Raw genomic sequence first — 18,498 nt, forward strand, 5'->3', positions numbered from 1 at the left:
CTAGATCACGTCCTCCAGCTCCTGGAGCAGCCTGTGCTTGGGACGGGCGCCCACCATCGACTTCACCGGTTCGCCCTCGCGGAACACCATCAGCGTCGGCATCGACAGCACGGCGTACCGCGTCGTGATCTCCGGGTTGGTGTCCACATCGAGCTGGACCACCTTGAGTCTGTCGGCCTCCTCGCTCGCCAAGGCGCTCAGCACCGGGGCGAGTTGGCGGCACGGGCCGCACCAGTCGGCCGTGAATTCCACCAGGACCGGGCGCTCGGCCCTGAGGACCTCCTCGTCGAAATCGGCGTCCGTCACTTCGGCGACGCCTGCTGCGTGGATCATTCGTGTTCCCCTCCGTCGGTCACATGGGTCAGCTCGCACAGCGGCTCGGGCCCGCCCGGCAGCTCCGCCTCGGCGCGGGCGAGCTGGGCGCCCACCTGGGCGCGTACCGACCGGAGTTGCTCGATGAGCGTGTCCAGTTCGCCGAGCTTGGCGCGGTAGACGGCGATCGAGGCGGGACAGGAGTCCCCGGCCGGGTGCCCGGCGCGCAGGCACTCGACGAACGGCCGCGTCTCCTCCAGGTCGAACCCGAAGTCCTGCAGGGTCCGGATCTGCTGGAGCAGTCGCAGATCGTCCTCGTCGTACGTGCGGTAGCCGTTCACCGCGCGCCGCGCGGGCAGGAGCCCGCGGGACTCGTAGTAGCGCAGGGTGCGGGTGGTGGTTCCGGCCCGTTCCGCGAGCTCGCCGATTCGCATGTCCCCGACGGTAATCCTTGACCTCGGCGTCAAGGCAAGAGCGTCGGCGGCAGGTGGACACGGTAGGTTTCCCGGCCGCGTACGTGAGGCAGGGCCGTGGCCCGCCAGGTGCGCGCGTACGGCGGTGGTGCGTTGCCGCCCGCCACGACGACGGCCACCGGCATGTGGCGTGCGGCGTCCTCGATGCCGCCGGGCGTGATGCTGGCGTCATGGCCGCCGGGCTGGCGGGAGGTGCATCCCGCGTAGTACGCGATGGGGACGGCGTCCTGGCCGCTGACCATGCAGGGCGGGCGGACGCCCAGCCGGTGCAGCCCGGCGGCGGTCGCCGAGTAGTGCGCACGCAGGGAGCGGTTGACGTCCAGCATGTGGCGGAGCACTCCGTACTGGACCGCGAGGTGGCCGGTGAGGGCCAGGGCGAGGACTCCGGCGCCGACCGGCCGCAGTGCCGGCCGGACGCCGGTGACCAGGAAGGCGGCCAGGAAGACGAGACACTCGGCAACGGGCAGCGCCAGGAGCGCGTAGGCGGGAAGGAGAAAACGTGGCGCGGCGTAGTCGATGAGGAAGAGGTACGGCACCGCGAGCGACGCGGCGGTGCAGGCCGCCAGCAGAGCAGCTGGACCCCGGTGCAAGCGGAGACCCCAGGGTGCGCGGGAGCCCCGGTCCGCGCGGAACGCCGCCGCGACGCCCCCGGCCGTGAGCACGGGAAGCGCGAACCACCATGCCGCCGCCACCGGATGCTTCCAGGGCACGTCGCACGGGCGGCACAGCGAACGCCCGTCCAGCGCCCGCACCTGGTCGTCCACGGCCATGTGCCAGCCCAGGCCGCCCTGGATCTCGCTCGCCCGGTGGAGCCGTGCGCCCAGACCGCCGTAGTGCGCGTACGCCTCGACGACCCACGGCACGGCCCCGACCAGGAACCCGATCGCGACCGCGGCGAACACCGCGGGACGGCGCCACCCCGGAACCAGCAGCGCCGACGCCGCCAGCGGCAGCGCCAGCCACAACCCGTCGGAAGGGCGCATGAGCACCACCACGGCTACGGCGGAACCAACCCCGATCACCGCCCTGCGTTCCCCGGGGCGGGCCACGGCTCGCAGGAACCAGCCGGCGGCGGCCAGAGCCCCGAGCGCGCACCACAGATTGGGCATGGCCTGGGGGCCGTAGAAGAGGGTGATCCACAGGAGGGAGAACACAGCGCCCGCGCAGCCGAGGACAGCGACGGGCACCAGCCGGCGCCAGATCCACAGGCAGGCGAACAGTCCGCCGCCGGACAGCAGCGCCAGATAGACCCGGATCGCGGTGGTGGAGGCGGTCAGCGAGGCCACCGGAGCGACGAGGTAGGAGATCCCCCGCGCGCGGGGCGCGCTGAAATACGCGGGCGGGGCGTTGCCTCCGACCTGGCTGACGTAGACGGTCTCGTCCCAGCCGAGCCCGGAGCCGGGTACCACCAGGATCAGCTGAGCGGCGGTGAAAACCCCGGCGACGGTCAGCAGCCACGGGAGCGGGCGCCCGCCTGTCGACCATCGAGAGCGGCCCCGGAAAGGGGCGGACACCGGGTGCAGCGCCAGGCGTTCTTGCATGATGAGTCCTCGCCGAGAGCCCAGGACCGGAAGGGGACGGATACGCCGGTAACACTGCGGCGGGGGTGGGGAGCGGGCAACCGGGGAAGCCATTCGGCCTAGGGGCACGTCTGTGAACTTGTCAGCCCGACGTGGTCCGTGCAGGCTCGGCCGAGGGCGCCCCCTGCCGCGATGAGTTCCGGCCGGGTCGCGGGTCTGTTCTGGTGAGCGTCGCAGGACGTTGTAGGACGCTGCCCGGCACGAGACACCACGGAGGAACCATGACGACCACGCCCGGCAACGCGAGCGGCAACCTCCCCGGCAAGCCGCCAGTGGTCGACCTCGCCACCTGGCAGGCGGCGCGCGACGAACTGCTGGTCCGCGAGAAGGCGCACACCCATGAGGGCGACGCGATCGCCGCGGCCCGGCGGCGGCTGCCGATGGTCGAGTTCGACGGCGCGGTCGAGGTCACCGGCGCTGACGGGCCGGTCCCGTTCCTCGACCTGTTCCAGGGTCGCGACGAGCTCGTGGTCTACAAGCACATGTGGTACGACGGCGCGCCGCACCAGGGGCAGTGCGAGGGCTGCACCACCACGGCCTGGCACATGAAGGACGCCGTCTACCTCAACGCCCGGGGCGTTTCGTTCGCCGTCCTGACCACGGGCCCGTGGGACGAGGTGGCCTCCTACGTCGAGTTCATGGGCTACACCCAGCCCTGGTACTCGGTGCGCGGTGTGGACGGGCCGGCCGGCGGCAGCATGGGTTATCTCACCTGCTTCCTGCGCGACGGCGACCGCGTGTTCCTCACCTACTCCACGACGGGCCGTGGCAACGAGCCGGTCAACGGGTCACTGGGCCTGCTCGACATGACGCCCCACGGCCGCGGCGAGGCGTGGGAGGACAACCCCGAGGGCCGGCCCGAAGGGCGCAGCCCGTGCTGGTACTGGCGCTCGGACGCGGACGGGAACGCCACCTGGGGCCCGACCAGCCGGCCCGTGCCGCAGTGGACCCGCCCCGGCGCGACCCCCGTGGAGACCCTCGGCCGGCACGGCGACCACCACTGACGCGCCTTCGCCGACGGCTTCGGCAAACCGCCGCCACCCCGGCCCAGCGCCGAGGTCTGCTCCGTTGCGCCTTCGGCGAGCCGGACCGCGCGGGCCCCGGACGCCGCGGGCGGCGGTTCCCGTAACTCACCGGATGGACAGCTTCCGGTCGGGACCGAGCCCGGCCCCCCTCCCACCAGGCGCGCGTTCCAACTGGCTTCTGCATTCAGGAAGTTAAGAATGTGCAGCCATTGACGGCCGCACTGTCTACATCTACAAAACCCCTGAGAGCGCTCTCACCGACCCGTGGCACCATCCTCCCGGAGGTGTTCCTTGAGCACGAGCCGCATCAGACGCACCCCCCTGCTCACCGTCATCGTCGCCCTGGCCGTCGCCCTCGCCGGTTTCATCGCCGTCACCGGCGCCGGGCAGGCACGCGGCGACGTACCCCCCACGCCCGGCTGGAACCTCCAGTGGAGCGACGACTTCAACGGCGCCAACCGCACCCTGCCCTCGGCCGCCAACTGGCAGATCGACCTCGGCCACGCCTACCCCGGCGGGCCCGGCAACTGGGGCACCGGAGAGATCCAGAACTACACCGACAACCCCGACAACCTCTCCCTCGACGGCAGCGGCAACCTGCGCATCACGCCACTGCGCGACGGCGCGGGCAACTGGACCTCCGGCCGTATCGAGACCAGGCGCGCCGACTTCAAGGCACCCGCCGGCGGCACCCTGCGCATCGAGGGCCGCATCCAGATGCCCAATGTCACCGGGCAGGCCGCACTCGGCTACTGGCCCGCGTTCTGGGCGCTGGGCTCCCCCTACCGCGGCAACTACTGGAACTGGCCCTCCATCGGCGAGTTCGACATCATGGAGAACGTCAACGGGATCAACTCCGTCTGGGGCGTGCTCCACTGCGGCGTCAACCCCGGCGGCCCCTGCAACGAGACCAGCGGCATCGCCAACAACCGCGCCTGCCCCGGGGCCAGTTGCCAGTCCGCCTTCCACACCTACCGCTTCGAGTGGGACCGCGCCGTCTCCCCCAATGAGCTGCGCTGGTACGTGGACGGCCAGCTCTTCCACAGCGTCGCCGAGAACCGCGTGGACGCCGGGACCTGGGCGAACATGACCGGCCACGCGGGCTACTTCATCCTGCTGAACCTCGCGGTCGGCGGCGCGTTCCCGGACGCTCTCGCGGGCAAGACCCCCACCGCCGCGACCGTGCCCGGCCGCCCGATGCTCGTCGACTACGTCGCCGTGTGGACCAAGGGCGCATCGGACCCGAGCACCCCGCCCACCACTCCGCCACCCACCACCCCGCCGCCGTCCGGCTCCTCGCAGCTGTATCTGCGTACGGGAGGGGGCGCGGGCGATCCGGCGGCATCGGCCTCCACGGTGAGCCTGGCTTCGGCGGGCGGCGCCAACTACGACGGCACCCCGCACAATCCGCAGGTCTTCACCTCGACCGGGATCACCCGCAGATACAACGGCGGTCCGACTCAGTTCGACCTGTTCGTCGACGCGGGCTCCACGGTCGCCAACGGCCAGCAGGTCAGGGTGAGTTACGACCGTACCAGCGACGGCACCTGGGACCGGACGGAGACGTACCACTACTTCGCCACCGATCCCCTCCCGGGCTATGAGCACTACACCCAGGCCCGAGGCCTCAAGTCGGCCACCGGAGCGCTCGGGGACCTGGCGGGCGGAACGGTGCGGATCGAGGTCTGGAGCGCGATCGGCAACGGCGCCAGCACGCTCGGGGTCGGCAACCAGTCCGTCGTACGCATCCCCTTCGACTGACCGTTCAGGAGGACCCGACCATGCTCCGCCGACTGCTCGCGAGCACCGCCGCAGTGATCTTCCTGGTCACGGCGGCATGGGTGACAGCGAGAGGTACACAAGCACCGGCCCCCGATGCCGCCCCGAGCCGCGCAGGGCACACCGGTCAGTCAGCACACACCGATCACTCAGGCCACGCGTACACCTTCACCGCCGAGCAGACGGCCGCGATCGTCGCCCAGGCCGCGGCCCCGGTGCGCGGCAGCGAATTCCGCGCGGACTGCTTCTCCAGCCACCGGCAGGGCGACGACCCGATCGTCTTCCCCGGCCAGGCGGGCCGCTCGCACATCCACGAGTTCTACGGGAACCACACCGCGAACGCGTCCTCGACGCTCCAGTCGCTGGCCGCCGGCACCACCAACTGCACGCCCACCGTGGACCTCTCCTCGTACTGGACTCCCACCCTCTACAAGAACGGAGCCCCCGTGGCCCCCGAGCGGGTCACCGTCTACTACCAGGGCATCACCGACCACACCCGGGCCGTGGCCCATCCGCGCGGTCTGCGGTACGTCGTCGGCAACGCCCTGGCCACGTCCCCCGACCAGAACCCGGCCGCGCGCTGGAGTTGCGTGGCCGCCCGGAATCCAGCCGCGAGTTCATCAACTGCCCGCCCGGCACCAAGCTGGAGAACTATCTGGACTTCCCCACCTGCTGGGACGGGAAGAACCTGGACAGCGCCAACCACCGGGACCACATGGCGTACGCGGTGGGGCAGACCTGCCCCGCCTCGCACCCCGTGGTCGTGCCGCGCCTCGAACTGCTGATCACATGGCCGGTCAACGGCGGCGGTCTGACACTCGCGGGCACGAGGAACGGCGTCAATGTCACCGATCAGCCCGGCTACACCTTCCACGGCGACTTCTTCAACGCCTGGGGCGACGCCGAGCTGAAGCGCCGGGTGGCCAACTGCATTGTCGCGGGGTACATCTGCGGGACGGACGGCAATCCGATCCAGCAATGACCGCATCCTGGCAGCGCCGCTGTGTCAGCCGGAAAAGCGGCGGACGTAGCGGCGCTGCCAGGGGGTTTCCACGGCGCGGGGATCGTAGTTCCGTCGTACGAAGTCCACCGCCGCCTCGGCCGGAACCCCGTCGAGAACGGCAATGCAAGCGAGCGCGGTACCGGTGCGCCCCCGACCGCCGCCGCAGGCGATCTCGACGCGTTCGTCCGCGGCCCGCTCCCACGCCTCGGCGAGAGCCGCACGGGCATCGGCCCGGCTGCTGGGCAACCGGAAGTCCGGCCAGCGCAACCACCGGGCTTCCCAGGGGACTTGGGGGGGCGGCTTCCCGAGCAGATAGACGCCGTAGGCGGGCAGCGGCCCGGCGGGCAGGGGATGGCGAAGGCCGCGCCCGCGGACGAGCCGCCCGGAGGGAAGCCGCAGAACACCGGGGCCGGCCGGCTGCCAGGTCCCGGCCGCGGGACCGGGCACGTGCGCAGGATCGGAATCGGTCATCTGCTCACCGTATGCGCTGCTGCCCGGCGCCGGCCGGGGATGCGAAGAGCCGGGACCGGGCGCCCCATGCGCGCCGGTCCCGGCTCCGTTCATGCCCCCTCAGGGACCTCAGACCTTTACCGGTACCCCGTCCTCCTCGCGCGGCTCCGGCAGCTCCGCGTCGCCGGCCCGACCGTGGGTGTCGTCGTCGAGCAGGGTCTTCTCGTCGAACGGGATCCGCCCGGCCAGCACCTCGTCGACCCGCGACGTGTCGATCTCCTTCGTCCAGGTCCCGACCAGCACCGTCGCCACCGCATTGCCCGCGAAGTTGGTCAGGGCGCGCGCCTCGCTCATGAAGCGGTCGATGCCGACGATCAGGCCGACGCCGTCGACCAGTTCGGGACGGTGCGACTGCAGGCCGCCCGCCAGCGTCGCCAGGCCCGCGCCGGTGACACCCGCCGCGCCCTTGGAGGCGACGAAGAGGAAGAGCAGCAGCGCGATCTGCTCCCCGATCGACATGGGGTTGCCCATCGCGTCGGCGATGAAGAGCGAGGCCATGGTCATGTAGATCATGGTGCCGTCGAGGTTGAAGGAGTAGCCCGTCGGAACGGTGATGCCGACCACCGGCTTGCTGACGCCCAGGTGCTCCATCTTCGCGATGAGCCGCGGAAGGGCGGACTCGGACGAGGAGGTGGACAGGATCAGCAGGAACTCACGGCCCAGGTATCTGAAGAGCGTGAAGATGTTGAGGCCCGCGACGATGCGCAGCAGCGTGCCGAGCACGATGAAGACGAACAGGAAGCAGGTCACGTAGAAGCCGAGCATCAGCACGGCGAGGCTCTTGAGCGCGTCCAGACCGGCCGACCCGGTGACGGCGGCGATCGCGCCGAACGCGCCGATCGGCGCGGCCCACATCACCATGGCGAGGATGCGGAAGACGAGACGCTGGATGTGCTCGACACCGCGCAGCACCGGCTGACCGGCCGAGCCCATCGCCTGCAGAGCGAAACCGGCGAGCAGCGCGACGAGCAGGGTCTGCAGCACCTCGCCCTCGGTGAAGGCCGAGACGATCGTGGTCGGGATGATCCCGAGCAGGAATTCCGTCGTGTCCTTGGCCTCCGCCGAGACCTGGCCCTGGCCCGCGTCCTTGACCGCGTCGGTCAGGGCGAGGCCGTCACCGGGCTGAAGGATGTTGCCGACGACCAGACCGATGCCGAGCGCGACCATCGACATCGCGAGGAAGTAGCCGAGCGCGATGCCACCCACGGCGCCGACCTTGGCGGCCTTGCGTACCGAGCCGATGCCCAGCACGATCGTGCAGAAGATGATCGGCGAGATCATCATCTTGATCAGGTTCACAAAACCGGTGCCGAGCGGCTTGAGCTCGACTGCGAACTCAGGGGCTGCCAGGCCCACGACGATGCCCAGCACCACCGCAATGATCACGGCGATATAGAGATAGTGCGTACGGTCCCGCCTGACGGCTCCTGTAGCCACGGGGTCCTCCTTGTTCGAATTCATCCATGTCCCTATGGATGCCGTGACTATCGCCCACCCTGTGACCCCGGTCACCCTTACGTTCGTTTCGTTCACGCGATTTCGGCCAGGCAGACTTGGTCCATGCGCATACCCCGTCCTCGCAGCCTCGCCGGCCAGCTCTTCGCGATGCAGGTCGTGCTGGTCGCCGCGATCGTGGCGGGCTGCGCGCTCTTCACGTACATCACCGACCGCTCCCAGGCGGAGGAGACCGCACGCCGCCAGTCCAGGGCCGCCGCCACCGCCGTGGCGCGCTCGCCCTCGGTGGTCGCCGCGGCACGCTCCGCGCATCCGACCGAGCAGCTCCAGCCGTACGCGGAACGGCTGCGCCGTGACGCGGGCGTCAACTTCGTGGTGATCATGGCTCCGGACGGCACCCGCTGGACACACCCGGAGCCGGGCCAGATCGGGAAGACGTATCTGGGGAGCATCGACGAGGCGTTGAAGGGCAAGATCTACAGCGAGAAGCACCTGGGCACGCTCGGTCCTTCGGTACGGACGGTGGCGCCCGTCTACGACAACGGGAAGATCACCGGGCTCGTCAGCGCGGGCATCACCATCGAGAAGATCAGCGAGCAGGTGAGCAAGCAGGTCGCCGCGCTGCTCGGGGTCGCGGGCGCGGCGCTCGCGCTGGGCGGCCTCGGTACGTACGTGATCAACGCGCGGCTGCGGCGGCATACGCACGGCATGAACGCGGCCGAGCTGAGCCGGATGCACGACTACCACGAGGCCGCGCTGCACGCCGTGCGCGAGGGCCTGGTGATGCTGGACGGCCGGCGGCGGATCGCCCTGGTGAACGACGGGGCCCGGGAACTCCTCGGGCTCGACGAGGACGTGGTCGGCCGGCCCGTGGACAGCCTCGGCCTGCCCGCCCCGCTCACCGGCGCGCTGCTGTCGGCCGAGCCGAGGGTCGACGAGGTCCATCTGACCGCGGACCGGGTCATCGTCGTCAACACCAGCCCGGTCGTCGGTGGCGAGCAGCGCGGGACGGTGGTCACGCTGCGGGACCACACCGAACTCCAGGCGCTCTCGGGCGAGTTGGACTCCGAGCGGGGCTTCACACAGGCGCTGCGCTCGCAGGCGCACGAGGCCGCCAACCGCCTGCATACGGTTGTCTCGCTCATCGAACTCGGCCGCGCGGACGAGGCGGTGGAGTTCGCCACGGCGGAGCTCGAGCTCGCGCAGGCCCTGACCGACCGCGTCGTCGGCTCGGTCGGCGAACCGGTGCTGGCCGCGCTGCTGCTGGGCAAGGCGGCGCAGGCGAACGAACGGGGTGTGGAGCTGGTGCTCGCGGAGGACAGCCGTATCGACGACGGCCTGCTGCCGCCGTCGCTGCCGGCGCGTGACCTGGTGACGATCCTGGGCAATCTGATCGACAACGCGGTGGACGCGGCGTCGGAGGCGGCGGGTGCGCGGTCGCTGCGTGCCCGGGTGACCGTCACGGCCCGCGCGGAGAGCGGCGAACTGCTGCTGCGGGTCGCCGACACGGGCGCGGGAGTCGACCCCGCGGACGCGGACGAGGTCTTCCGCCGCGGCTGGTCCACGCACGGCGCGGGCCGCGGTCTGGGTCTCGCCCTGGTCAAGCAGGCGGCACACCGCAGCCGCGGTACGGTGCGGCTGGCCGAGGGCCGGGACGGCGGCGCGGAGTTCACCGTACGCCTGCCGCTGAGACCTGCGGAGGTACGGGCATGAGCGACGGTGCGCCTGCGGCGGGGCTTGTCCCCACCCCGCCCTCCCCCAGACTCCGTCCGGGGGGACCCCCAACCTCCCGCGCCTCAAGCGCCGGCGGGGCTGAATGTGCGGCTGGGCCGCACACTTCAGCCCGTCCGGCGCTTGAGGACATGCGGCCGAAGGTCGCATACGGGGTCCGGGGCGAAGCCCCGTCGGGGGTCTGGGGGCTTGCCCCCAGTTCGGGAAGGGACGGGGTGGGGAACAAGCCCCGCGCAGCGGCACCCGCACCGCGGACGCCCCTGCCGCACCGCCCCGGCGCGCGTCACCCCCTGGGGGTCGCCGCATGACCACCGCCCCCATCCGCGTCCTCGTCGTCGAAGACGACCCCGTCGCCGCCGACGCGCACGCCCTCTACGTCGGCCGCGTCACCGGCTTCGCCGTCGCCGGGGTCGCGCACTCCCGGTCCGAGGCCGTCCGCGTCCTGGAGCGGACCGCGGTCGATCTGCTGCTGCTCGACCTGTATCTGCCCGACGGGCACGGGCTCCATCTCGTACGGTCCCTGCGCGCCGCCGGCCACTCCGCCGACGTCATCGCCGTCACCTCCGCCCGCGACCTCGCGATCGTGCGCGAAGGGGTGTCCCTCGGGGTCGTCCAGTACGTCCTGAAGCCCTTCACCTTCGCCACCCTCCGCGACAGGCTCACCCGGTACGCCGAGTTCCGGGCCGCGGCCGGGGAGGCCAGTGGCCAGGACGAGGTGGACCGGGCGCTCGGCGCGCTGCGCGCGCCCCAGGGCGGCGGGCTCCCCAAGGGCCTCAGCGCGCCCACGCTTGCCGCCGTCACCCGTACGCTGCGCGATTCCGCCGCCGGGCTCACCGCCACCGAGGCGGGCACGGCCGTCGGCATCTCACGGATCACCGCGCGCCGCTATCTGGAGCACCTGGTCACCGAGGGCCGGGCCGCGCGCAGTCCGCAGTACGGACAGATCGGGCGTCCTGAGCTGCAGTACCGATGGATCACTTCCGGCCGCTGAACCGGTGTGCCCTGCACGGGGATTGACCCTGCTGACGGGCCGGACCTACGGTCACCGGGCAGCCCCCGTGGCTTCGAGGAGGTCGTGCCCGTGCGCCCCACCGCCCCACTCGCCCTCGTCCCGTTAGCCGCTGTCGTCGCAGCCTCACTCACGGCCTGCGGCGGCAGTTCCGGCAGCGACCCGGACACCATCAAGGTCGCCTACAACCGTTCCACCGACAACAAGGTCCGCTTCAAGGACACCTTCCTCGAGTCGGTGAAGAAGCAGTTCGAGAAGGACCACCCCGGCAAGAAGGTCAAGCTCGTCCCGATCCAGGCCCCGGACAACGACTACGCCACCAAGGCGCAGCAGATGATGCGCTCCCCCAAGACCGCGCCCGATCTGGTCTACGAGGACACCTTCCGCATCAACTCCGACATCAAGGCCGGGTACTTGAAGCCGCTGGACGACTACCTCCCGAAATGGAACCAGTGGAGCCAGTTCGTGGAGACGGCGAAGTCCGCCGCCAAGGCGGAGGACGGCAGGACGTACGGAATCCCGGACGGCACCGACACCCGCGGCCTCTGGTTCAACAAGGAGATCTTCGCGAAGGCCGGTCTGCCCGCCGACTGGCAGCCGAAGAACTGGGCGGAGATCCTGGCCGCGGCCCGCACGGTCAAGAAGAAGGTCCCGGGCGTCATCCCGCTCAACGTCTACACCGGCAAGGGCCCCGGCGAGGCCGCGGTGATGCAGGGCTTCGAGATGCTGCTGTACGGCACCGGCGCCGACCCCCTGTACGACCCCTCCGCCAAGAAGTGGGTCACGGGCGGCAAGGGATTCCGCGACGCCCTCGGCTTCGTACGCACGGTGTACGGGGAGAAGCTCGGCCCGGACGTTTCCGACGCCCTCGACCCCAACATCGGTACGCGGGTGGCGACGGAGCTGCTCCCGGAGGGCAGGCTGGCGATCGACCTCGACGGTTCCTGGATGGGCCAGCACTGGCTCGCATCGGGCGCCAAGCCGTGGCCCCAGTGGGACAAGAAGCTGGGCCAGGCCCCGATGCCGACGCAGAACGGGCAGGCGCCGGGCAAGGTGTCCATGTCGGGCGGCTGGACCTGGGCGATTCCGCAGAAGGCCAAGAACCCCGATCTGGCCTGGGAGTTCATCACGGCCATGCAGACCCCGGCGAACGCGGTCCAGTGGACGATCGTCGACGCGCAGATCGCCGTACGCAAGGATGTCGCCGCCGACGCCCGCTATCTGAAGTCCATGCCGGGCATCGACTTCTTCACCTCTCTCGTGCAGTACACCCACTACCGTCCCGCGCTGCCCGTCTATCCGCAGGTCTCGACGGCGATCGGGGAGGCTATGGAGAAGGTGACGACGGGTGACGCCTCGGCGGCGGACGCGGCGAAGGAGTACGACGAGCAGCTGAAGACCATCGTCGACGGCGCGATCACCTCCAAGTGAGCAGCACGAGAAGGGGTTTGTGGCGGTGGGTACCGATCGCCCCCGCCACGCTCCTGCTGCTGCTCTTCCTGGCGGGACCGATCGGCTACTGCGTCTGGATCGCCTTCACCGACACCCAGCTGACGGGCGCGTCGGGCTCCGACTTCGTCGGCCTGGACAACTTCCGCAGGGCTTTCGCCGACGCCGGCTTCCGCAATGCCGTCTGGCTCACCCTCGTCTTCACCTTCGTCTCGGCGATCGTCGGCCAGAACACCCTGGGGCTGGCCCTCGCGGGTCTGATGCGTGCGGCGTCCCGTCCCGTCCGTACCCTCACGGGCACCTTGGTGATCACCGCCTGGGTGCTGCCGGAGATCGTCGCGGCGTTCTTGCTGTACACCTTCTTCCGCCGCGAGGGGACCCTGAACGCCCTGCTCGGCTGGCTCCATCTGCCGTCCCAGAACTGGCTGTTCACGCTGCCGATCCTGGCGGTGTCGTTCGCGAACGTCTGGCGCGGCACGGCGTTCTCGATGCTGATCTACTCCGCCGCGCTGGCCGAGATCCCCCGCGACATCACGGAGGCGGCGGAGGTCGACGGAGCGAGCGGCCCGCGCCGCGTCTGGCACATCACGCTGCCGATGATCCGCCGATCCATCGGCACCAATCTGATGCTGAACACCCTCTCCACGCTGTCGGTGTTCGGGCTGATCTGGGCGATGACGCGCGGCGGCCCGGGCAGTCGCAGCCAGACACTGCCGGTGTTCATGTACGACCAGGCGTTCCAGAAGAGCCTGATCGGCTACGGCACGGCGGTGGCACTGCTGCTTCTGCTGGTGGGCTCGCTCTTCTCGGTCGTCTATCTGCGGCTGATGCGGGTGGAAGTGTGATGCGCCGGGCCACCCGCGCCCGGCTCGCCGCGGACGGCGCTCTGCTGGGGACGGCCGCGGCCTTCGCGCTGCCGCTGGTGTGGCTGGTGCTCTCCTCGGTCGACGCGGAGGCGGACCTGCGGGTGCGGACGCCCTCGTCGTTCACCGCGGACAACTTCGACGCGGTGCTCACCGACGAGATCACCTTCACGCCGATGCTCAACAGCCTGCTGCTGTGCGGGGGTGCGACGCTGCTGACGGTGGTGTGCGCCGCGCTCGCCGCGTATCCGCTCTCGCGCCACCGCTCGCGCTTCAGCCGCCCGTATCTGCTGACGATCCTGTTCACGACGTGTCTGCCGATCACGGCGGTCATGGTCCCGGTCTACGGCCTGTTCGTACAGGTCAATCTGATCGACACGATGTACGGCACCGGTCTCTTCCTCGCCACCTCCCAACTGCCCTTCTCCATCTGGCTGATGAAGAATTTCATGGACGGCGTCCCGGTGGTCCTGGAGGAGGCGGCATGGACGGACGGCGCGTCGTATCTGCAGACGCTGACCCGGGTCGTACTGCCCCTGATGGGCCCGGGCCTGACCGTGGTGACGATCTACACCTTCATCCAGCTCTGGGGAAACTTCTTCGTACCGTTCATGCTGATCCTGTCCCCCGAGCAGATGCCGGCGTCCGTCTCGATCTTCACCTTCTTCGGCAACTACGGTTCAGTGATCTACGGCCAGCTCGCCGCCTTCTCGATCCTGTACTCGGCGCCGGTGCTGGTGCTGTACGTACTGATCGCCCGCAGGCTGGGCGGCGGCTTCGCCCTGGGCGGGGCCGTCAAGGGGTGAGTGGCTCCTGCCGTGTACCGTCACGTGACGTTACCAAGAGGTAACGATCAGCTCGGACGTTCCTACGACAAGTGGCTCTGGGTGAACGCACCGTAGTCGCCGCCCCCTCCGGCCCCCTAGCGTGTCGGCGTGCACCATAACGCGTCCCCGCCCTTCAACGCCCCCGCCGCGCGCCGGCTGCGCGAAGCCCTCGGCATGGCCCCCGGCCACGTCGCGTACGGCCTTCGCGCCCAGTACGGGATCCATGTCTCGCCCGACGTCGTGGTCCAGTGGGAGCGGGGGCTCGCCAGCCCCGGCACACGCGAACTGACCGCGCTCGCAGGGGTGTTGTGGTGCGCGCCGCACGATCTGCTCACCGAGGCGACCACCCTGCGCGAGCACCGGATGGCGCGCAGCCTCGCCGCCGAGGAACTCGCGCGCCTCGTCGGCATGGACGCGGGCTCGTATCTGCGGATGGAGGACTCGGGCCGCTGGCGCGGCAACGAGCGCCAGACCGCGGCGCTCTCCGAGGTGCTCGACCTCGGCCCCCGCGAACTCCTCACGGCGACCGGCCGGGACACGGACCTCGCGGAACTGCTGCGGGACGCGGTGAAGGCACGCTGGCAGGCGTACGTACGCCCGGTGGGCAAGATGCTGCCGATGCGGCGGGAGCACCTTGAGGGGGTGCTCGAGGAATTGCACTCCGCATACCAGTCCCGGATGGTGGCGACGCTCGCGTGGGGCGCGACGACGCACGACACGGGGGAGCCGGGGCGGGACTTCCTGGACCGGATAGTGGACCACTTCTGGGACTTGGCGCGGGCGTAGTCGCCTGCGGCGGGGCTGTTCCCCACCCCGCCCCTTCCCGAACTGGGGGCAAGCCCCCAGACCCCCGTACGCGCTTCGCGCGTGTCCTCAAACGCCGGACGGGCTGAAATGTGCGGCCGAGCCGCACATTCCAGCCCGTCCGGCGTTTGAGGCGCAGGAGGTTGGGGGTCCCCCCGGACGGAGTCTGGGGGAGGGCGGGGCGGGGTGAAAGCCCGCCGCAGGCGCACCTCCGACCCGGCATCCTCGCAAGACTGACGGCCCGTCGGATCACGGATCAAGCCAAAGCGCCAGGGATATGACATCCGTTCTTCGGGCTCCAGCAGTGGAGGATTCACTCATTACCCGCGAGTCCCGTCGTGATGACGATATCGGGGGCGCGCGCCGGATGTTACGCGCGTCGACCCAGCCGCCACGCCCTGGGAGACCCCCAAGGCAGCGTCATCACAGGAGGCCTCACCCTCATGAGCATTCCAAGAACTCACCGAGCCCTCGCGGGCCTGGCCTGTGCCGCCCTCGCGTTAGTCGCCCTGCCGGTCACCACCGCTCAGGCGTCCGCCGCGAGCAGCGCCGGGTCCCCCTCCACCTCCCACTCCACGGCCGAGAAGATCCAGGACGCCCTGGCCCGCAAGACCGCGGCCTCGCTGGGCGACGCGCCCTGGAGTGCCCAGTTGCGTACCGCCTCTCTTCGCTCCACAGCCGTCGACCTGCTCGAACTGAGCCGACGGGCCGACGCACCCGCCGGCCGGCGCATGGAGAGCGCCGTGGCCGAGGCCAACAAGGATCTTGCCGCGGCCAAGGGCCTGGGAGCGGGCACGGGCTCGCTGCTCCGGATCAGGCTCGCCGACCCCTCGATGCGCGCCGGCCTCGCGAAAGGCGTGAAGCCGCTGGTGGCGGCCGCCGCGCAGGACGACGACCGCTCGTCGGTCACCGCCTACGACGGCGCCGGCCGCCGGCACAAGCTCGATGCGAACAGGACGCCGGACCGGCCCGTGTATCTCATCGACATCGATACGTCCAAGGCTCTCGCGGCCGGCCTGGACATCCTCGACCGGGAGCTGGCGAAGGCGGGCCTGGCAGTTCCGGCCCTGCAGAAGCCCATCGCACAGGGCACGTCCGGGGCGGCCGCGAGCGGCGTCTGGACGTCGAAGATCACGTCCATCGGCGTGGCCGACGACCAGGAGCCGTGGTTCAAGGGCGGGGCCGAGACGTACGCCATCGTCACCGGCTGGGGACAGGACGGCGTCCCGCGCGTGGACACGGTGCAGATGCCGTATCTCGACGACGACGGCAAGACGTACTACCCGAACCAGGTCCTCGTGAAGTGGTTCAACTACAAGTACAACCTCGCCGACGTGGTCCTGATGGAGGACGACGGCGACACGAACTACAAGGCTCTGGCCCAAGCCATCGCGACCGCGCTGCTGACCCTCACCGACCAGGGCGTGTACGCGCCCCTGGTGGACGCGGTACTCGCGGCCATTCCGGACTCCTGGTACACGGACGACCCGGACTATGTGGACTCCTGGTACTCCCTGTCCAAGCAGGACCAGGGCCGCCGCAACGGCGCCTCGGGCAATGGCTGGATGACCGTCGAGCCGTATTTCGTCGAGCAGTTCTGACCTCGTACCCGCTTCCGTCACAACGAAGCTACTAACCGGTAGCCGGAACGCATCGTTCCGTCCACTGTCAGCCGCGATCATGCCGAGGCCCTGGCGCTTCCGCGCCCGGATCCGGACTCAGGAGTGAACCCCCCATGCATGCACGCAGATGGACCACCCGGGCGGCGGTGACGGTCGCCGCGCTCGCCCTCACCACGTCCGTGACCGGCACAGCGAACGCCGCGACCCCCACCCTCACCTCGCAGCAGACGAGCACCAGCCGTACGTTCCTCGCCGACGTCGACTACGCGACCTGGCAGCGCGACGTCTCCGCGGTCGTCGCCACCGCCCGCCCCTACATCGAGCAGCGCACTGCCGGTGCCTCGGGACAGCGGCTCGCGATGGTCCTGGACATCGACAACTCCTCGCTGGAGACGGACTTCCACTACTTCTGGGAGTACCCGACCCCCGCGATCAAGCCGGTGCTCGACCTGGTCCGTTACGCCGACTCCCGCGGCGTGGACATCTTCTTCGTCACGGCCCGCCCCGGCATCATCTACTCGCTCACCTCCTACAACCTCAAGAAGGTCGGCTACCCGGTCGACGGCCTGTACGTACGCGACCTGCCCGACCTGTTCGGCGAGGTCAGCGCGTACAAGACCGAGAAGCGGGCGGAGATCGAGGCCAAGGGCTACACGATCATCGCCAATGTCGGCAACAAGCCGGGCGACCTGGTCGGCGGTCACGCCGAGCGGACGTTCAAGCTGCCGGACTACGACGGCAAGCTGTCCTGACCCGGAAGACCGGCGAACACGTCCGCCGACCGTGCTCCAACCGCGGTCGGCGGACGGCCCGTTCACCGGTTCAGAAGACCGACTCCGCCTCGTACATACGGTTCTGTGGCACGGTCTTCAGCTGGGTGACCGCCTGCGCCAGCGGCACCGTCTCCACGTCCGTGCCGCGAAGCGCCGTCATCATGCCGAACTCACCGCTGTGCACGGCCTCCACCGCATGCCAGCCGAAGCGCGTGGCGAGCACCCTGTCGTACGCGGTGGGCGTGCCGCCGCGCTGCACATGCCCGAGGATGACCGGCTTGGCCTCCTTGCCCAGCCGGCGCTCCAGCTCCGCCGCGAGGCGGTTGCCGATGCCCTGGAAGCGCTCATGGCCGTACTGGTCGATCTCGCCCTTCTCGTAGGCCATCGAGCCCTCGGCCGGGTGCGCGCCCTCCGCGACGCAGATCACCGCGAACTTCTTGCCGCGCGAGAAACGCTCCTCGACCATCTTCACGATGTCCTCGACGTGGAAGTGCCGCTCCGGCAGACAGATACCGTGCGCGCCGCCCGCCATGCCGGACTCCAGCGCGATCCAGCCCGCGTGCCGCCCCATCACCTCGACGACCATCACGCGCTGGTGCGACTCGGCGGTGGTCTTCAGCCGGTCGATGGCCTCGGTGGCGACCGTGACGGCGGTGTCGAAGCCGAAGGTGCGGTCGGTGGAGGAGATGTCGTTGTCGATGGTCTTGGGCACTCCGACCACCGGCATGCCCGCCTCGGCGAGCATCCGGGACGCGGTGAGCGTGCCCTCGCCGCCGATCGGGATGAGCGCGTCGATGCCGTACTGCTTCGCCAACTCCGCGGCGTTCTCGGCGGCTTCACGCAGCCGGCCGCGCTCCAGGCGGGCGGAGCCGAGGATCGTGCCGCCGCGGGCGAGGATGCCGCTGACGGCGTTGAGGTCGAGCGGGCGGTAGTGACCGTCGAGGAGACCCTTGAACCCGTCCTCGAAACCGATGACTTCATCGCCGTGGCCGGTCAGAGCACGGTGCACAACCGACCGGATCACTGCGTTCAGGCCCGGGCAGTCGCCGCCTGCGGTCAGTACTCCGATACGCATCGTGCTGTGTCTCCTGCTCGTCAGTGATACACGTGAGCCCAGGTTCGATTGTTCCACGCGCGCCGGGAACCCCGCGCTCCCAGCTACTCAGCCGCATGGCACTCGGACCCCGCTCGCGGGCGTGTCGACCGACCCTTGCCCGGCGGGCGCCCTACCTACCGCCGGAGGTATTGTCAAGAGGGCAAGGCCGCCCTGAGCGGCTTTTTTG

At 70.1% G+C, this 18,498-nt stretch carries 16 protein-coding genes and 1 pseudogene; 11 read left to right on the forward strand and 6 right to left on the reverse strand.

What is annotated here, in order from left to right; all coding sequences use genetic code 11:
* Genes trxA through OHA61_RS11175 form a run of 3 tightly spaced genes read right to left on the reverse strand, consistent with a single transcriptional unit; the run spans position 1 to position 2,326 of the window.
* Complete coding sequence (gene trxA, locus OHA61_RS11165) at positions 1-333, reverse strand: thioredoxin (protein WP_406302956.1); 333 nt, start codon at positions 331-333, stop codon at positions 1-3.
* Complete coding sequence (locus OHA61_RS11170) at positions 330-746, reverse strand: MerR family transcriptional regulator (RefSeq protein WP_266487592.1); 417 nt, start codon at positions 744-746, stop codon at positions 330-332. Before OHA61_RS11170 ends, trxA begins: the two co-directional genes overlap by 4 nt.
* Before the next feature lie 29 nt (positions 747-775).
* The gene (locus tag OHA61_RS11175) at positions 776-2,326 is read right to left on the reverse strand and encodes a hypothetical protein (protein ID WP_406302957.1); all 1,551 of its coding nucleotides are present in this window, start codon (positions 2,324-2,326) and stop codon (positions 776-778) included.
* Positions 2,327-2,586: 260 nt separating this feature from the next.
* On the opposite strand from OHA61_RS11175, the gene OHA61_RS11180 reads away from it, so the two are divergent.
* From OHA61_RS11180 to OHA61_RS11190, 3 genes and pseudogenes are all read left to right on the forward strand, one after another.
* Entirely contained in the window at positions 2,587-3,369 is a 783-nt protein-coding gene (locus OHA61_RS11180; protein ID WP_406302958.1) for a DUF899 domain-containing protein, read from the forward strand.
* Between the two features lie 312 nt (positions 3,370-3,681).
* A complete protein-coding gene (locus OHA61_RS11185; protein WP_406302959.1) occupies positions 3,682-5,151 on the forward strand; it encodes a glycoside hydrolase family 16 protein in 1,470 nt (489 codons plus the stop codon).
* Between the two features lie 20 nt (positions 5,152-5,171).
* A pseudogene (locus OHA61_RS11190) lies at positions 5,172-6,151 on the forward strand (DUF1996 domain-containing protein).
* Positions 6,152-6,175: 24 nt separating this feature from the next.
* Here the strand turns inward: OHA61_RS11190 and OHA61_RS11195 are convergent.
* A complete protein-coding gene (locus OHA61_RS11195; RefSeq protein WP_406302960.1) occupies positions 6,176-6,643 on the reverse strand; it encodes a protein phosphatase in 468 nt (155 codons plus the stop codon).
* A 108-nt stretch (positions 6,644-6,751) separates the two neighbouring features.
* Positions 6,752-8,119 (reverse strand): cation:dicarboxylate symporter family transporter, encoded by a 1,368-nt coding sequence (locus OHA61_RS11200; protein ID WP_406302961.1) that lies wholly within the window; start codon positions 8,117-8,119, stop codon positions 6,752-6,754.
* A gap of 123 nt (positions 8,120-8,242) precedes the next feature.
* Here OHA61_RS11200 and OHA61_RS11205 point away from each other — a divergent pair, with 123 nt between their 5' ends.
* From OHA61_RS11205 to OHA61_RS11240, 8 genes are all read left to right on the forward strand, one after another.
* Entirely contained in the window at positions 8,243-9,850 is a 1,608-nt protein-coding gene (locus tag OHA61_RS11205; protein ID WP_406302962.1) for an ATP-binding protein, read from the forward strand.
* 322 nt (positions 9,851-10,172) lie between these two features.
* Entirely contained in the window at positions 10,173-10,859 is a 687-nt protein-coding gene (locus OHA61_RS11210) for a response regulator (protein ID WP_406302963.1), read from the forward strand.
* 90 nt (positions 10,860-10,949) lie between these two features.
* Positions 10,950-12,308, forward strand: coding sequence for an ABC transporter substrate-binding protein (locus OHA61_RS11215; RefSeq protein WP_406302964.1), 1,359 nt, complete (start codon positions 10,950-10,952; stop codon positions 12,306-12,308).
* Entirely contained in the window at positions 12,305-13,171 is an 867-nt protein-coding gene (locus OHA61_RS11220; protein ID WP_406302965.1) for a carbohydrate ABC transporter permease, read from the forward strand. The genes OHA61_RS11215 and OHA61_RS11220 overlap by 4 nt, the downstream gene beginning before the upstream one ends.
* Entirely contained in the window at positions 13,171-13,995 is an 825-nt protein-coding gene (locus OHA61_RS11225) for a carbohydrate ABC transporter permease (protein ID WP_361918617.1), read from the forward strand. Before OHA61_RS11220 ends, OHA61_RS11225 begins: the two co-directional genes overlap by 1 nt.
* A 195-nt stretch (positions 13,996-14,190) precedes the next feature.
* Positions 14,191-14,802 carry a helix-turn-helix domain-containing protein gene (locus OHA61_RS11230; protein ID WP_406307317.1) on the forward strand — a complete coding sequence of 204 codons (612 nt, stop codon included), beginning with the start codon at positions 14,191-14,193 and terminating at the stop codon, positions 14,800-14,802.
* A gap of 461 nt (positions 14,803-15,263) precedes the next feature.
* Entirely contained in the window at positions 15,264-16,421 is a 1,158-nt protein-coding gene (locus OHA61_RS11235) for a DUF3103 family protein (RefSeq protein ID WP_406302966.1), read from the forward strand.
* Between the two features lie 134 nt (positions 16,422-16,555).
* Positions 16,556-17,194 carry an HAD family acid phosphatase gene (locus OHA61_RS11240; RefSeq protein WP_406302967.1) on the forward strand — a complete coding sequence of 213 codons (639 nt, stop codon included), beginning with the start codon at positions 16,556-16,558 and terminating at the stop codon, positions 17,192-17,194.
* Positions 17,195-17,264: 70 nt separating this feature from the next.
* Here the strand turns inward: OHA61_RS11240 and OHA61_RS11245 are convergent, their stop codons facing one another.
* Positions 17,265-18,290, reverse strand: a complete 1,026-nt coding sequence (locus OHA61_RS11245; protein WP_406302968.1) for an ATP-dependent 6-phosphofructokinase — start codon at positions 18,288-18,290, stop codon at positions 17,265-17,267.
* Positions 18,291-18,498: the final 208 nt, after the last annotated feature.

It is taken from the genome of Streptomyces sp. NBC_00885 (assembly GCF_045207475.1).
Classification (GTDB): Bacteria; Actinomycetota; Actinomycetes; order Streptomycetales; family Streptomycetaceae; genus Streptomyces.

Coding starts and splice junctions, on each gene's coding strand:
- OHA61_RS11245 (WP_406302968.1), bottom strand. CDS start 18,290: ATGCGTATCGGAGTACTGACCGCAGGCGGCGACTGCCCGGGCCTGAAC.
- OHA61_RS11195 (WP_406302960.1), bottom strand. CDS start 6,643: ATGACCGATTCCGATCCTGCGCACGTGCCCGGTCCCGCGGCCGGGACC.
- OHA61_RS11180 (WP_406302958.1), top strand. CDS start 2,587: ATGACGACCACGCCCGGCAACGCGAGCGGCAACCTCCCCGGCAAGCCG.
- OHA61_RS11225 (WP_361918617.1), top strand. CDS start 13,171: ATGCGCCGGGCCACCCGCGCCCGGCTCGCCGCGGACGGCGCTCTGCTG.
- OHA61_RS11175 (WP_406302957.1), bottom strand. CDS start 2,326: ATGCAAGAACGCCTGGCGCTGCACCCGGTGTCCGCCCCTTTCCGGGGC.
- OHA61_RS11235 (WP_406302966.1), top strand. CDS start 15,264: ATGAGCATTCCAAGAACTCACCGAGCCCTCGCGGGCCTGGCCTGTGCC.
- OHA61_RS11210 (WP_406302963.1), top strand. CDS start 10,173: ATGACCACCGCCCCCATCCGCGTCCTCGTCGTCGAAGACGACCCCGTC.
- trxA (WP_406302956.1), bottom strand. CDS start 333: ATGATCCACGCAGCAGGCGTCGCCGAAGTGACGGACGCCGATTTCGAC.
- OHA61_RS11230 (WP_406307317.1), top strand. CDS start 14,191: ATGGCCCCCGGCCACGTCGCGTACGGCCTTCGCGCCCAGTACGGGATC.
- OHA61_RS11205 (WP_406302962.1), top strand. CDS start 8,243: ATGCGCATACCCCGTCCTCGCAGCCTCGCCGGCCAGCTCTTCGCGATG.
- OHA61_RS11170 (WP_266487592.1), bottom strand. CDS start 746: ATGCGAATCGGCGAGCTCGCGGAACGGGCCGGAACCACCACCCGCACC.
- OHA61_RS11240 (WP_406302967.1), top strand. CDS start 16,556: ATGCATGCACGCAGATGGACCACCCGGGCGGCGGTGACGGTCGCCGCG.